The sequence below is a fragment of the Cobetia sp. BL01 genome, from assembly GCF_056493605.1.
In genome coordinates this window covers 1-14,568 of sequence record NZ_JBVBEE010000015.1, presented here as the reverse complement: position 1 = coordinate 14,568, position 14,568 = coordinate 1, and the positions used below count along the sequence as shown (strand labels likewise).

11 protein-coding genes and 1 pseudogene are annotated in these 14,568 nt (G+C 56.2%); all 12 read left to right on the top strand.

All coding sequences use genetic code 11. The features are described 5' to 3' along the window. Positions 1-281: 281 nt before the first annotated feature. The 12 genes and pseudogenes from ACZYGA_RS16845 (at position 282) to ACZYGA_RS16790 (ending at position 14,446) form a co-directional block, all read left to right on the top strand. Positions 282-1,904 (top strand): hypothetical protein, encoded by a 1,623-nt coding sequence (locus ACZYGA_RS16845; protein ID WP_479399712.1) that lies wholly within the window; start codon positions 282-284, stop codon positions 1,902-1,904. 72 nt (positions 1,905-1,976) lie between these two features. Continuing rightward, positions 1,977-3,521, top strand: a complete 1,545-nt coding sequence (locus ACZYGA_RS16840) for a GNAT family N-acetyltransferase (protein WP_479399710.1) — start codon at positions 1,977-1,979, stop codon at positions 3,519-3,521. Beyond that, a complete protein-coding gene (locus ACZYGA_RS16835) occupies positions 3,518-4,438 on the top strand; it encodes a 1-aminocyclopropane-1-carboxylate deaminase/D-cysteine desulfhydrase (RefSeq protein WP_479399709.1) in 921 nt (306 codons plus the stop codon). The genes ACZYGA_RS16840 and ACZYGA_RS16835 overlap by 4 nt, the downstream gene beginning before the upstream one ends. Further along, positions 4,435-5,442: an ATP-grasp domain-containing protein gene (locus ACZYGA_RS16830; protein WP_479399707.1), complete on the top strand. Its 1,008-nt coding sequence runs from the start codon at positions 4,435-4,437 to the stop codon at positions 5,440-5,442. The genes ACZYGA_RS16835 and ACZYGA_RS16830 overlap by 4 nt, the downstream gene beginning before the upstream one ends. A gap of 20 nt (positions 5,443-5,462) precedes the next feature. Beyond that, a pseudogene (locus ACZYGA_RS16825) lies at positions 5,463-6,029 on the top strand (GDP-mannose 4,6-dehydratase); the annotation flags it as partial. Next, positions 5,999-7,165, top strand: coding sequence for an IS3 family transposase (locus ACZYGA_RS16820; protein ID WP_479399714.1), 1,167 nt, complete (start codon positions 5,999-6,001; stop codon positions 7,163-7,165). The pseudogene ACZYGA_RS16825 and the gene ACZYGA_RS16820, both read left to right, overlap by 31 nt. A gap of 113 nt (positions 7,166-7,278) precedes the next feature. Continuing rightward, positions 7,279-8,397, top strand: coding sequence for a helix-turn-helix domain-containing protein (locus ACZYGA_RS16815; RefSeq protein ID WP_479399705.1), 1,119 nt, complete (start codon positions 7,279-7,281; stop codon positions 8,395-8,397). Further along, complete coding sequence (locus ACZYGA_RS16810) at positions 8,378-8,896, top strand: PIN domain-containing protein (RefSeq protein ID WP_479399704.1); 519 nt, start codon at positions 8,378-8,380, stop codon at positions 8,894-8,896. The genes ACZYGA_RS16815 and ACZYGA_RS16810 overlap by 20 nt, the downstream gene beginning before the upstream one ends. Positions 8,897-8,940: 44 nt before the next feature. Next, positions 8,941-9,117: an addiction module antidote protein gene (locus ACZYGA_RS16805; protein WP_479399702.1), complete on the top strand. Its 177-nt coding sequence runs from the start codon at positions 8,941-8,943 to the stop codon at positions 9,115-9,117. Between the two features lie 266 nt (positions 9,118-9,383). Further along, positions 9,384-10,817 carry a glycosyltransferase family 4 protein gene (locus tag ACZYGA_RS16800; RefSeq protein WP_479399700.1) on the top strand — a complete coding sequence of 478 codons (1,434 nt, stop codon included), beginning with the start codon at positions 9,384-9,386 and terminating at the stop codon, positions 10,815-10,817. After that, positions 10,814-12,451, top strand: a complete 1,638-nt coding sequence (locus tag ACZYGA_RS16795; protein WP_479399698.1) for a glycosyltransferase family 2 protein — start codon at positions 10,814-10,816, stop codon at positions 12,449-12,451. Before ACZYGA_RS16800 ends, ACZYGA_RS16795 begins: the two co-directional genes overlap by 4 nt. Positions 12,452-12,517: 66 nt before the next feature. Continuing rightward, positions 12,518-14,446 carry a class I SAM-dependent methyltransferase gene (locus ACZYGA_RS16790; RefSeq protein ID WP_479399696.1) on the top strand — a complete coding sequence of 643 codons (1,929 nt, stop codon included), beginning with the start codon at positions 12,518-12,520 and terminating at the stop codon, positions 14,444-14,446. Positions 14,447-14,568 lie beyond the last annotated feature (122 nt).

Below are 14,568 nucleotides of genomic sequence, written 5' to 3'. Positions count from 1 at the left end.
ACCAAATCCACATGAAACGTCGAAGAGCCTAATAAAGTCCATAAAGCTAATGTCCTTATCACGATTAGGATCTTGATTGGCTCTTCACCAGTTTCTGGATTGCTGAAATTGGATGATCATTAATTTTTGTAACTGTTCGGGCTATACAGTTACTAAGTTTTTCTACTTAAAGATTCCCCTAAAACCAGATATTTCTGGTGAGTTATGCAAGCTGAGATTAAGTGTGGGGAATAAATGTTTTGTTTTTTATTGTTTCCAACTTCTATCTATCAGGTGAAAACGTGTTTTATAAACTGACAAAGCGAGAAATTCAGTTGGCAGAAATCTTAAGGCTGCTGACTATTGGTGGCCTGACTGAGGCCATTGAGTTGATAAATAATATCAAAGAAGAGTTGTGCGAAGATGAGGTTAAGTACTATATCCCTAATGCGGTTTTGTCAGTCCCAGCATGCTCAATACTTAAACTTTATATGATCTATAAGCTGTCAGCAACCCAGAAGATTTTCTTGCTTTCTTCTTCTGAGTATATTTCGAAATTAAACCCCTTATCAGACTTGGATGAGCTTAGGAAGTTAGAGGTCGTTATTAATGGCCATAAAAGCGTTAAGCCAAAAACTATTATTTTTGATGTTGATTTCAAAAGGTCTTTGTTCAGGCTGCACAATGTCATAACGAAAAAAATCATTCAGTTCAGTTCATCTGGCTATAGATCATTTTACCCACTTAATTCTTTGGGAAAGCATAAATATGCTCGTGATAAAAAATTAATTTTGATATGCGTGTCAAATATTGGATCAAATGAAAGATCTATTTTTTTAAAATTCTTGAAAGATAGAGTTGAGCTACTTATTCACTCAGGCTACAAAGTGCAACTTTGCTTTACAGGGGAGCACCAGTTAAACTTGCCATTGCTCAATAATAATACTTATGATGGGCGGTTTGAAAATTTTCAAAAAGAATATTGGAGTCCTGTGTTGGGGCATGAGCCCGAGTTTATTTCAAGATATGATGGTATAGATACCTCTAATTCTTTCTTTAATTACCTTCATTCTGTCTCTCCAGGAATGGTCGCATTTCTTGGTAGTTCACGATCTAGATACACAAGCCTCTTTTGTTTAATGGCGTACCAAGATTTTCCTGTAGTAATATTTCCGACGCAGGTCACTCAGAATCCTGATTTATGTTTTGATGGTTTGGTTTCGCTTAATAAATCATATTGTGATGCGTTTAATGCATTGGGCATGAGATCAGGAAGCGCATATTTAGTCGATCTTCCTTTTTCAGAATATGGAGACGACTCTGATTATATGGGCAATGTTTTAGATGATATTGATGGAAGCTTTTTCATCGTCACTCCTCTGAAGAATAATCGCCTTAAGCAAGAGTTTGAAAAGCTTAGTTCTGATCATATCTCATCTCTCAAGAGAGTGTTTTCAGAAAATAAAGAAGCGGCTTGGGTGTTAATCGGCGTTGATGAAGAAACATTTGAGGATATTTTAAAGATAGCCCCGTTTTTTGAAGAACTTTATAAGTCGAAGAGGTTTAAAGGGATTCCTGCCACCTCTAAGCTGCGTGGAATATATAGGAAAGTTCATGCGTATTTTTCAATACCTGGAATGAAGGGTGGTGGTGGTGGCTCCTCATTAGCAGTATTCGAAGGTTTGCCTGTAGTTGCTGAAACTCTCAGTGATTCAAGTGCAAGAACCTCTGAGGAACTTCTTTATAATAGTAGCGATGAAATGTACGATTGCCTTTCAATGCTGATAAAAGATAAAATTTTTAGAAAGCGTGTATCCCTACTCTGCACTAGCAGACTGAAAAAGGCTAGCAGAAAAGATAGTGTTGATAAAATAAAGGATGCAGTTGAGTCTATACGAGAGAATGCACGTAGTCGTTGTCTCTGATTGTCTTTATGCATATCGTAATTTTTTCAGCTTATTGTTTATAAGTGGAGATTGTTCTAAAAGGATTAAGTGATGATACCAGTAACAAAGCCTTACCTTCCTGGCAGGTCTCATCTAGATGAATATCTAGACGGAATATATGATCGCCAATGGCTCACTAATAATGGAGAGCTAGTTGCTTTGTTGACCCACCGACTTGAAAAGTTTCTCGGTGTTGATAATATTCTTCTCGTTTCAAACGGAACCTTGGCTTTGCAAGTCGCATATCGAGCTTTAGGAATAAGCGATGCGCGGTTTGCCGAACACCCAGAGGCAATCACTACGCCATTCACGTTCATTGCAACGGCTAGCTCACTTAAATGGGACGGAGTAGAGCCGGTTTTTACCGATATTGATCCCGAAACTTGGTGCCTTGATCCTGCGCACATTGAGGATGCAATCACACCACATACCCGTGCTATTGTGCCAGTGCATGTGTTTGGTAACGCGTGTGATGTCGAAGGAATTCAATCTGTCGCAGATAAACATGATTTAAAAGTTGTTTATGATGCATCTCATGCTTTTGGCGTGAAATACAAGGGTGAAAGCCTTCTGAATTGGGGCGATGCGGCAACTTTAAGTTTTCATGCAACCAAGCTGTTCCACACAGCGGAAGGCGGTGCCATTGTCTTTAAGCGCAAGGAAGATCTAGAGCGTGCCAAAAAGATGATTAACTTTGGGATTACAGGACCTGAAAGCATAGAAGAGCTGGGCATCAATGCCAAAATGAATGAGCTCCAAGCTGCCATGGGGCTGGCAGTGCTGGATGATATTGAACATATTAGAGATTCTCGTGCTAGCGTATGGAATGGTTATCATAAGGCATTGCAAGATCGCGTGGTGTTGCAGAAGCGCCTAGCCCACGTAAGTAATAATCATGCTTATTTTCCTGTTGTTCTTCCTAGTGCCGATGATGTTGCTTTTGTTTTGGAGAAGCTAAAAGATAATTCCATTTTGGCACGCCGCTATTTTTATCCGAGCTTGGATACCGTCGAAATCTTCAAAAATACCCAAGAAGCACCTGTGTCCAGAACCATTGCGGAACGCGTTATTTGCTTGCCGCTGTATCCTGGTCTGGACGAGTCGAAAGTGTTGGCTCATCTGGATGATTTGACGTCGCGGGAAAGAATAAAAGATATCTCTACAATTTCTGATGAGAAAATCATTTCTTTCATCGCGGAAATGGATGTCAATTTTAATCCGCCTATGGGGGACCGTGTTGATCTGAGAGGCTATGTAGAAAAGTTGAAAAAGCATGCGCTTTTGTTTGGTGTCATGGACGAGAGTGAAAGCTTGGTAGGGATGGTCGCTTTTTATGCTAATGACAGTCAAAGTAAAAAATCTTATATTACTTATCTTGCCGTTAAATCGAATGCGAGTGGACGGGGGATAGGAAAAGTTCTTATAGAAAAGGCGCTGGTTTTATCGGCGATTCGTGGCATGAAAGTATGTCAGGTTAGTACATGGTCCGATAATGAGCGTGCCTTGAGTTTTTACAGAAGCATGGGATTCTTTTTAATAAATAAGGAAAAGGAAGGCGACGGACGAGTAACTGCCTATTTGGAAAAGTCTTTATGAGTCATTTTTTTACTAGAGAACTCACATCGTCACTACCTGTCACAGCTCTCATTCAAGATGATTCATACTTTCCGCGTTATGGTGGGGGTTCCAAGGCACGCAAGCTGCACTACTTCATAGAAGAGGCTGAAACCGGAAATTATAATGCAGTTGTGACGGCTGGGTCTGCTAACAGTAATCACGCCAAGGTTGTAGCGTTGGCGTGTGCCGAGCGAGGTTGGTCTTGTACTGTTGTTGTTCATGATGATGAAGACTACAGTAAAGGAAATCTTCTGCTGATGAGGCTCGCTGGTGCGCAACTTGTGTTTACCACGCTGAGCGAGGTCGGGCCTGTGATGGATCAAGAAATGGCTCGTTATCAAGAGTCCGGCTACAACCCTTACTATATTTATGGTGGGGGGCATGGTCTGCCGGGTTATCTGGCTTTTTATGCCGCTGCCAAAGACTTTGTAAATTCCCATCCTAACTTTTCACCTGATTATGTGATTCATGCATCTGGCACTGGAGGTACCCAGGCAGGCCTGGTGGTAGGTTTTAACGAATACGCGCCCGGGGCTAAAGTTATTGGGGTGTCGGTTGCACGCGATCAACAACGTGGCTATGACGTGCTTCGTGAAAGCTGCGAAGAACTCTGCGAGTACTTACAATTGCCCGTGGTACCTGATGAAAAGCTTTGCTTCAGTGATGAATGGGTGGGAGCAGGCTATGGTGACACCTACCCTGAGCTTATCAGTACGATAAGACACTTTGCCTCACAGAGTGGCTTGATAACAGATCCCATCTACACCGGTAAGGCGTTGCATGGCATGCGTGTCATGGTTGAACGTGGTGATATTCCGGAAGGAAGTCGAGTTTTGTTTTGGCACACCGGCGGCCTTGCTAATATTTTCGAACATACTCAGAAGCTACTGTCATGAATGTACTCCTTACTAGTGTGGGTAGAAGAAGCTACCTTGTGGAATATTTTAAATCCGCGGTGAGGCCGGAAGGAAAAGTCGTTGCGGTCAATAGCGACCCGCAGACCAGTGGCATGGTTGTGGCCGATAAGGCGCATACGGTGCCCCGTGTTGATTCCTCCGAGTACATACCCACGGTACTGAAAATCTGTCGCGAAGAAAATATAAGCTTAGTGGTGTCGCTGTTTGATATCGATTTGCCTTACCTTGCAGAGGCGCGAGGGAAATTTGTTGACGAGGGTGTTCATCTTGTTGTAAGTGACCCTTGGGTGATCGATATAGCAAACGATAAATGGAAAACTTTCCGTTTTCTTTCAGAAAACTCCTTGCCAACGCCGCTAACTTTTTTGTCATTGAGTGATGTGATGCAGTCGTTCAATGAGGGTGAGTTGTCTTTCCCTTTAATTATTAAGCCACGATGGGGGATGGGTTCTATCTCCATATACAAAGCAGATGATGCCAAGGAGCTTGAGTTTTTCTATCACCATGCCAAGCGTCAGGTCGTAAAAAGTTATCTTAATATCTTGAGTCGCCAAGATCTGGATCAGTCCGTCGTTGTTCAAGCGTTTGTGCCAGGCAATGAATACGGCATTGATGTCTTTAATGATCTCGAAGGGAAGCATGTCCAGACTGTTGCAAAGCAGAAGCTTGCCATGCGTTCGGGTGAAACTGATATGGCACGTACTGTTAATGATTCTAGGCTTGATAAACTTGGGGAGAAGCTATCAGAGCTACTTAAGCATCGAGGAAACATGGATGTTGATGTCCTTGAGGATGAGTCAGGCCAATTGTTTGTCTTGGAAATGAATGCCCGCTTTGGTGGTGGGTATCCTTTTTCTCATTTGGCGGGTGCTGATTTTCCACGTGCCTTAGTAGAGATGGCTCAGGGGATTTCGCCAAGGGTGTCGTATATTGAAGAACGGTGCACAGGGATGAAAAGCATTGATCTTATTAAAGTGCCTTGAATGAAAGGTTTTAGGTTTTCATGAAAATTCTCATTACAGGCGGTGCTGGGTTTATCGGCTCTGCAGTGGTTCGCCACATTATTAACAATACCGACGACAGCGTGATTAATGTCGATAAGCTCACCTATGCCGGCAATCAGGAGAACCTGACCGACGTTAGCGCTTCTGAGCGCTACTGCTTCGAGCAGGTGGATATCTGTGATCGGGCTGAGCTGGAACAGGTATTCGCCACACACCAGCCCGATGCGGTGATGCACTTGGCGGCGGAAAGCCACGTGGACCGCTCCATTGATGGACCTGCGGAGTTTATCCAGACCAATGTGGTGGGAACCTACACCCTGTTGGAAGTAGCGCGTCACTACTGGCAGGGGCTGCCGGAGGCGCGTAAGTCGGCGTTTCGCTTCCACCATATCTCCACCGATGAGGTCTATGGCGACTTGCCGCATCCAGATGAAGGGGAGAGTGCGCTGTCGGAGCTGTTTACCGAGCACACTGCCTATGCGCCCACTTCACCCTATTCGGCCAGCAAGGCCAGCTCGGACCACCTGGTGCGCGCCTGGCAGCGCACCTTCGGTCTGCCCACCCTCGCCGAGACGGCGGCCCTGTTGACCCTGTCAAAAAAAGCCGAGGCGATCTGGGGCACGACCCACGACGAGGACGACTGACCAGCCTCCCGGATCGCCAGCGCATCGTGACCCTGGTGCAAGACGCCCAGCGTGACGGGGCTCGGCTGGCCAAGGCCTGTCAGGTGATGGGCATCAACGTGCGGACCTACTACCGCTGGGTCGCAGAAGGCGAAGTGACGGCGGACCGCCGCCCCGACGCCGATCGCCCGGAACCGGCCAACAAGCTATCTCCCGAGGAGCGAAAAGCGATCGTGGCGTTGTGCAACGCTCCAGAGTACCGAAGCCGCCCTCCGGCCTTCATCGTGGCCGATCAGGCTGACAAGGGCCGCTATCTGGCCTCTGAGTCGACGATATACCGAGTGCTTCATGAATATGATCAGCAATATCACCGCGGCCGACAGCAGGCCCCTCAGCGTAAGCGCCCACCGACCACTCACCAGGCGACGGCGCCGAACCAGCTTTGGTGCTGGGACATTTCGTGGCTGCCCGGTCCCGCGCGCGGCACTTGGTGGTATCTGTACCTGATAATGGACGTCTTCAGCCGCAAGATCGTCGGGCACGAGATCTATGAAACAGAGACTGGCGAGCTGGCCGCTGAGTTGATTCAGAAAACCTGCTGGCGAGAGCGCCTGACAGATCGTCATAAACCCTTGATTCTGCATTCAGATAACGGCAGCCCGATGAAGGCAGCGACCTTCCTGGAAAAGCTCTATGACCTGGGCATCACTCCCTCGTACAGCCGACCGCGAGTCAGCAACGACAATGCCTTCGCCGAGTCGGCCTTCAAGACGCTGAAATACCGGCCGGGCTTCCCCGTCGACGGGTTCGCCACCCTGGCCGAGGCTCAGGACTGGGTTCAGCAATTTACCGAGTGGTACAACCATGAGCACCGGCACAGCGCCCTTCGCTACGTCACGCCGAGCCAGCGTCATGACGGCGAGGCCAAAGGCATTCTGACGCAGCGCCGAGAGGTCTTCGAGGCCGCGAAGCAGCGTCACCCGGAGCGATGGTCAGGTGACATCCGAAAACTCGACCTGCCGGAGATAGTGCATTTGAATCCGGAGCGGGATCTGATACCGCAGGCAATAGGGTTTTAAAAAGCCAGAACCACTTCATGTGCCAACTATGTTGACAGATTCCGCAGGTGAGGGGACGAGACGGCGCGTGTCTTTTTCACCACTGTGGTTTACTTTTTGTGTAAGATTGCCTGATGAGTAAACCGGAGGGGGCCATCATGCTGGGGCAACGCATACATCAGGCGCGCCTTGCCGCCGGCCTGACGCTTGAGGCGTTGGGCCAGCAGCTGGGCGTCACCAAGGCAGCGATACAGAAGTACGAGAAGGGCACGGTCACGCCTGACTCGGCGAAGCTGCTCAAGATCGCCAAGGCATGCGGCGTGCGCACGGAGTATTTCTTCCGCAAGCATGCCGTGGAGCTCACCCACGTCGAGTTCCGCAAGACCAGCACCTTTGGCGTGAAGCGAGCCCAGGCGGTTCAGATTCGCGTGGCGGAGCAGGTCGAGAAGCGCATTGCGCTGCTCAACGCCTTCCCAGAGTCACCCATTTCTCGCTTTGCCGTCCCTGAGGCCGTTCCTGAACAGATCACCGACCTGGAGGGCCTGGAAGCCGTCGCCGACGGTGTGCGTCACGCTTGGTCGTTGGGACTGAACCCGATCGGAGATCTGACGGGGACCCTGGAAACCCTTGGGCTGTTGGTGTTGACAGTTGATGAGGATCACTCGGCTTTTTCCGGGATGACGGCGACCGCCCTGGCGGCAGATGGCCAGCAGTATCCGGTGGTGGCGGTATCGTCCACCTGGCCGGGTGATCGTCAACGCTTTACGCTGGCTCATGAGCTTGGCCATGTATTGCTGGCGGGGCGGCTGGCCGATGCGGTGAACGAAGAGAAGGCCTGCGACCGCTTTGCCGGGGCCTTCCTGGCACCACAAGCGGCGGTGATTCATGAGCTGGGTGAGCATCGCCATCGCTTGGAGCCGCGTGAACTGTACCGACTCAAGCATGAATACGGCCTTTCCATGAAGGGCTGGGCGATTCGCGCTTTGCAATGTGGGGTCATTCCGCATGCCTACTTCGAGTCGCTGATGAAGCGGTTCTCTGCCAACCGGTGGCATCGAGGTGAGCCGGGGGACCCGTTGCCCACCGAAACGCCACAGCTGTTCGAGCAGCTGGTGTATCGTGCCCTGGCCGAGCAGCTGATCTCCGAAGCTAAGGCCGCCGAGCTACTTGGCATCCCGCGTCTACAGTTCTGCCGCCAACGCTGGATGGAGCCGCTCTGCATGGAGACCGTAGATGCTGCTGCTGATCAGTGATGCCAATATCATTATCGACCTGGAGGCGGGTGAGATATTGGCGGAGCTTTTCCAGCTGCCTTACCAGTTTGCCATGCCGGATGTGCTCTTTGAGGAGGAGGTGGCAGATGGAAGCCCACACCTTATCGACATGGGGCTACGGTCTCTGGTGGTCAGTGGTGAGTTTCTTGAATATGCGATAAGGCTCGGGGAGCAGTATGGCGATGAGCCTGGCTTTAATGATCGCCTAGCACTCGCTTTGGCCAAGCAAGAGTCGTGCCCCCTTCTGACAGGTGATGGCAACCTCCGCTTGCTGGCAGCGAACGAAGACGCTGATGTACGTGGAACGCTATGGATTTTCTCCGAGATGATCGAGTTCGGGTTCTTGACCAAAGCTGCGGCGGTGGACGCTCTTGGCAGGATGAAGAAACGAGGCCGGCGCTTGCCTTGGAAGGAAGCTGAGAGGACGATCCAACGATCCGTTTATAACGTGAAGTGTATGTCCAAGGGTTCCTCATGACTCGGCCGTGGAGAACAGTGATCGGGTCTTGAGTGGGAGGCGTCATGAGCGACAAGATTTTTGACTACGACCCGGCAGCCGCCTTGAAAAGCGAGGAGGCGATTGCGGTGTTTCTGGCGGATGCGCTGGAAACGGGAAACTCCGCCTACATTGCCAAGGCGATGGGCATGGTAGCGCGCGCCAAAGGCATGAGCGAGCTTGCCCGGGAAACCCCACGCTGAAAACCATGCTGGCCGTAATGCGAGCCCTTGGCGTTGACCTGACGGCTCGCCCGCATGAGCCGGCTGCGTAACATCGGTATCCGCGCAGCAGGCTATGGGTCGGGGCCAAGCTGGCACAGGCCACACCACCTTCGCGAACTGAAGCCGGGGCGCCGGACCGTCGCTCCCACAAGGCCAGGGAGGCTCCCACAAGGAAAAGTTGGCTCCCTCAGGCTCTGGCACCCTCTTCCAGCTTCCAGCTTACCGCTGACTGATAAGGACATCGCGTGCATCTGCTGATACCCGTCTTCTTCAACGCGCCCCAGGGTGGCCTGCATGAGAACGTGCGGGCCACGGTGCTGTTCATGATTTCGCGCCGGCATCGGGTCACGCTGGTGTGCCGCCCCGGGCCCTTCGCCGAGCAGCTGCGCGAGCAGGGGGCGGGGGTGATCGAGACCGATTATGGGGAGTGCTCCTATGCCGCGGCGCTGGCCGAGATTCGCGCGCTGCATGAGCGCGCGCCCATCGACCTGATCCATGCCCACCCCTTCGCGGCGCGGCGGCTGGGGGTGATCGCCGCGCGGGTGCTGGGCCTGCCCTGTGTGGTCACCATGCACGGCAAGTACCTGGATGCGCTGCCCCAGACCATCGATCAGCTGGAGGCGGTGTTCGCGGTCTCCGAGGGGATCCGCCACTACCTGCTGAGCGAGGGGGCGGTGGGCCACCCCGAGAAGCTGCAGGTGGTGCCCAACACCCCGGATGCCAAGCTCTTCAAGGAGGTGAGGGTGGCGCCGCCGCCCGAGGCCGAGGGGCGGGTGGTGATCTCGTTAGTCACTCGGCTGGACCAGGACAAGGCCTTCATCCTCGAGGTGTTCTATCAGGCGGTAGAGCATGCGGCGAAGCGCTACCCCAAACGCATCCACTGGCAGGTGGTGGGCCAGGGCACGTTGTTAGAGGAGTTCGCCGAGCGGGTGGAGGCGCTGCGCGGGGAGAACACGGTGAGCCATACCGGCTGGCTGCAGTATGAGGCGCTGCGCGATGCCTACTGCGCGAGCGATGCGGTAATCGCCCCAGGGCGCTGCACCCTGGAGGCGCTGAGCTGTGGGGTGCCTGCCATCGCCCTGGGCAGCAAGGGCTATAACGGCCTGGTGGATGGCGAGAACTGGCAGCGGGCGGTGTTCAGCAACTTCGGCGGGGTGGGCGATAAACATGAGGGCTACTCCGAGGGGGCGGTGGAGCGTGATCTCGACCGGCTGATGCGCTCCCGTACCGAGCGCCGCCGGATGGGGCGTTTCGGCCGCCAGGTGGTGCGCCAGTGCTTCAACGCCAATGAGGTGCACCGCCGCCTGCTGGGCTTATACCAGCTGGCGGTGGCAGCCTACCGCGCCGCGCCCAGGCCCCCCGTGGCGGAAGCCGAGTTCCTGGAGTTGCGCCTGCGCGAACTGACGCTGGAGCAGCCGATCCCCGAGCGGCTGCGTATCGCCCTGTGCTGCGAACCTACCGAGGGGTTACAGTTTGCCTGGTACTTGCTGCGCAATGGCGAGGTGATCGAGAAGTTCATGTATATGCCCGAGCCGAGCCGCGAGATCGCCCTGCCGGGCCCGGGGCGTTATCGGGTGCGCTGCTTCATCAAGGATGGGGAGGAGCGCAAGATCGCCTTTCTCAGCCAGGAGGTGGCGGGGCCGGAAGAGGGAGAAAGACAGACGGAAGGTGAAACGTGACACCAGGGCAAGAACACTTCGAGCACTCCCCCTGGTTCGATGCCGACTGGTATCGAACCACCTACCCCGACGTAGCGCTCTCCGGCCTTGAGCCGGCGGCGCACTACCTGCGGGTGGGTGAGGTACTGGGTCGGCGGCCTTGTGCGGGCTTCGATCCGGCCTGGTACCTGGCCGAGTACCCGGATGTGGCCCAGGCGGGGGTGAGCCCGCTGCTGCACTTTATCGCTCACGGTGAGTCGGAAGGGCGCTTGCCGAGGCGCATAAAAGCGTTGGAATACGAGCGTGAGCTGTGGCGCCAGCACGCGGGAGAGCCCGGGGCGAGCCTGGCGGTGCTGCAGGCGTTGCGGGAGGAGGGCGGTCGCGAGGCCAGCTATGCCACCTGGGCCCTGGCGCGTTGGCACGCCTGGCGAGACGAGTGGCAGGCAGTGGCCGCCTGGCTTGGGGAGCGTAACCATACGGCCCCTGAGTGTTTGCCTCGCGCCCCGGCACCGCGGCTGCTGGAGGTGGAGGCGCTGACCAGGCTGGGGCACTTCGAGCCGGCTGAGCGTTGCCTGGCCGAGCTGGAGCGCGATGAGCCTGACTATCACGATACAAGCCTGGCGCGGTCCAACCTGCTGGCGGCACGGGCCGAGGCAGGCGGTGAGCCGCGGTGCCATGAGGCCGAACGCCTGGCGCTGATCAATGCCGTGTGGCGCGCGCATGGCCTGGCCGAGGTGGCGCCGGCCGACCCGGCGGCGGGGCTGGGGATGGATAACCTTGTCGCTTTATCGCGCGATACACGATCGCCCGATAAATCTGGCTCCTACGGAATGGGGGTAGCTCAATCGCCCAATAAATCGGGCTCCTACAATCACGCCGCACCAGAGGTAACGGTGATCATTCCGGCCCATAACGCCGCGGGGGGGCTGTCCACGGCATTGGCCAGCCTGGCGGCCCAGCGTGGGGTGAGCCTGGAGGTGATCGTGGTGGACGATGCCTCCACCGATACCACTGCGGAGGTGGCAGAGGTATTCGCCGAACGTGACTCGCGTTTCCGGGTGATTCGCCAGCCGCATAACCAGGGCGCCTATGCGGCGCGCAATCGCGGCCTTGGCGAGACGCGTGGCGAGCTCATCACGGTACACGATGCCGATGACTGGTCGCACCCCGACAAGCTCGCCATGCAGGTGAAGGGGTTGAGGGATCACCCCGAGTGGCTGGCGTGCAATTCCCACTGGGTGCGCTGCACGGCGGGGTTGGTGTTCGGCCGCTGGCGGCTTGAGGAGGGTTGGATCTACCGCAATACCTCGTCGCTGATGTTCCGACGGCGGGTATTCGAGACGCTCGGCTACTGGGACCGTGTGCGGGTGGACGCCGATACCGAGTATTACCACCGTATCCGCGCGGCCTTCGGTGGCCAGGCGCTGGGCGAGGTGCTGCCGGGTGTGCCGGTGGCCTTCGGGCGCAGCGAGGCCAACTCGCTCAGCCAGGCGGGGCCCACCCACCTGGTCACCCAGTTCGCCGGGCTGCGCCGCGAGTACCAGCAGGCGGCCCAGGCCTGGCATCACCGCGCCGAGGGCGATCCGGCGCGGCTCTATCTGCCGGCGGAGCCGCCAAGCCGCCCGTTCGAAGCCCCTCCGGGCATGCTGCCGTGATAGCCTGCCTTCTCATACCACTCACCATTCACCATTCACCATTCACCATTTGACCAGGAACCAGACGTGAAGCACCAACCCCAGAGTGTCGCCATGAGCGGCGGTAACGAGCTGACTCCTTCTACGCCGATTGGCCATCTGGCCCAGGGTTCGATGTTCTGGCAGCCGGAGTATCTGCAGCCCTCCGCATGGCTGGAGCATCTGCCGGCACTGTTCTGGCTGGTGGAGGCGGTGCAGCCCAACCAGTGCGTGACCCTGGGGGTGCATCAGGGGGCGGCGCATTTTGCGGTGTGCCAGGCGGTAAGCCGCTTGCGCCTGGATGCACGCTGCTATGGCGTGCAGCCCCGCGAGACCCTGGATGGCCAAGCCGCGGAGGACTATCAGGCGGTGCAGGATTACCACGCCCGCCACTACAGCGGGGTGTCGCGGCTGATGGATACTTCGCCCCAGGCGGCACTGGGCCAGTTCGCCAAGGGCAGCATCGATCTGCTGGTGTTCAACCTGTCCCCCGAGACGGCCAATGCCCATTCGCTGGTGGATCTGGCGCTGTCGCGGCTCTCCAGCCGGGGGGTGCTGGTGTTGCCGCACATCGAGCGCCGCGAGCCCGGCATGCGCCTGTACGAGGCCTTCGAGAAGCTGGCCGAGCGTCATCCCGCCTTCGCCTTCCTGCATGGCGATGGCATGGGCGTAGTGGCGGCGGGCGAAACGCCCGGACACAATGTACGCACGCTGTTGGGTGCCGCGGAGAATCCCTCGTCACGCCAGGTGTTGCGTGATGTGTTCCAGCGGCTGGGACGCAGCTGCGCCGAGGCGGTGGAGGGCAAGCAGGCCCGCCTGCGTGCCGAGCGCCTGAGCCAGGAGCTGGAGCAGCGTGCCCATGAACTGGAGGAGCTCCAGGCCGTGCAGGCACGCTATGCCGGAGAGCTGGAGGAAGCCCGCCAGCGTCTGGCCGAGCAGGGCCAAACCCATGCCCGTGAACAGGGGCAGCTGGAGGCGCGAGTCAGCCTGTTGCAGGAGCTGCGCGGTGAGCTGCAGGAAGAGCTGTGCGAGCTGCGCGTCCAGGGCACCGGCGCCGTGGCGGCCGCGCCCCAGCCGGCAGACGAGACCACGGCATGGCAGCAGCGGCTGGCCAGCGTGGAGGCCGAGCGCGACGAGGCCAAGGCCTCGCTGGAGACGCGCTTCCAGGAGCTTGCCCAGCTCACCCGCATGCTGGAAGAGCAGCGTACCCAGGCCGAGCAGGCACAGCAAGCATGCCAGGCCCAGGCCGAGGCGCGCCAGGCTGCCGAGGCGAAGTTGGCCGAGCTGCAGGGCGAGCTTGAGCAGGCCAAGGCCGCCAACAGCGAACAGGAGGGCACGGCCGAACTGCGCCAGGCGCTGGCCACGGCGCAGGCCAATATCGAGGAGCGTTTCTCGGAGCTGGCGATTCTCACCGAGATGCTGGAGGAAAGCGAGGCCGAGCGCGAGGCGCTGCACGAGCGGTTGGATGCCCTGGAGCCGGCCCCGGGCGTGGCAGGCGATAACGAGGCAGCGCCTTCGCCAGCGGCCGCCGAGGCAATGGCAGAACCAGAGCCAGAACCAGCGGCCCCGGCGGCAGAGCCGTCGGCATCCAGCCAGGATGCCGCCCAGCCGTTGCACGAGCCGGAGGAGGCGTCAGCCGCAGCCGGCACCGCGCTTTCGGCCGCGGGCGAGTCTCCCTATCACGGCAATGCCAAGCGCCTTGCGCAGGACGTGGCGCTGATCGAGTCCAGCGAGTGGTTCGATGCCGACTGGTACCTGCAGCGCTACCCGGATATCGCCGAGCATCAGCGCTTCGGCAAGGAGCCCGCGGCCCACTACCTGATGCATGGCGGTTACGAGGAGCGCAACCCGGGGCCGGACTTCGATTCCGCCTTCTACCTGGCGCGCAACCCGGATGTGCGCCGGGGCGGCGAGAACCCGTTGGTGCACTTCCTGCACTACGGCATCCATGAAGGGCGCAGGCCGCGCGAGGCATGAGCCTGCCGGAGGACGCCAGGCACCGCCTGGTTCAGCTGGGGCTGTTCGATGCCGAGTGGTACCTGGCGCACAACCCGGATGTGGCCCACAGCGGCCTCTAGCCCCTGGAGCAGGGAAAATGA

Excerpts from the sequence above, each read along its gene's own strand:
- ACZYGA_RS16840 (WP_479399710.1), top strand. The coding sequence starts at position 1,977 with ATGATACCAGTAACAAAGCCTTACCTTCCTGGCAGGTCTCATCTAGAT.
- ACZYGA_RS16835 (WP_479399709.1), top strand. The coding sequence starts at position 3,518 with ATGAGTCATTTTTTTACTAGAGAACTCACATCGTCACTACCTGTCACA.
- ACZYGA_RS16830 (WP_479399707.1), top strand. The coding sequence starts at position 4,435 with ATGAATGTACTCCTTACTAGTGTGGGTAGAAGAAGCTACCTTGTGGAA.
- ACZYGA_RS16815 (WP_479399705.1), top strand. The coding sequence starts at position 7,279 with ATGAGTAAACCGGAGGGGGCCATCATGCTGGGGCAACGCATACATCAG.
- ACZYGA_RS16810 (WP_479399704.1), top strand. The coding sequence starts at position 8,378 with ATGCTGCTGCTGATCAGTGATGCCAATATCATTATCGACCTGGAGGCG.
- ACZYGA_RS16805 (WP_479399702.1), top strand. The coding sequence starts at position 8,941 with ATGAGCGACAAGATTTTTGACTACGACCCGGCAGCCGCCTTGAAAAGC.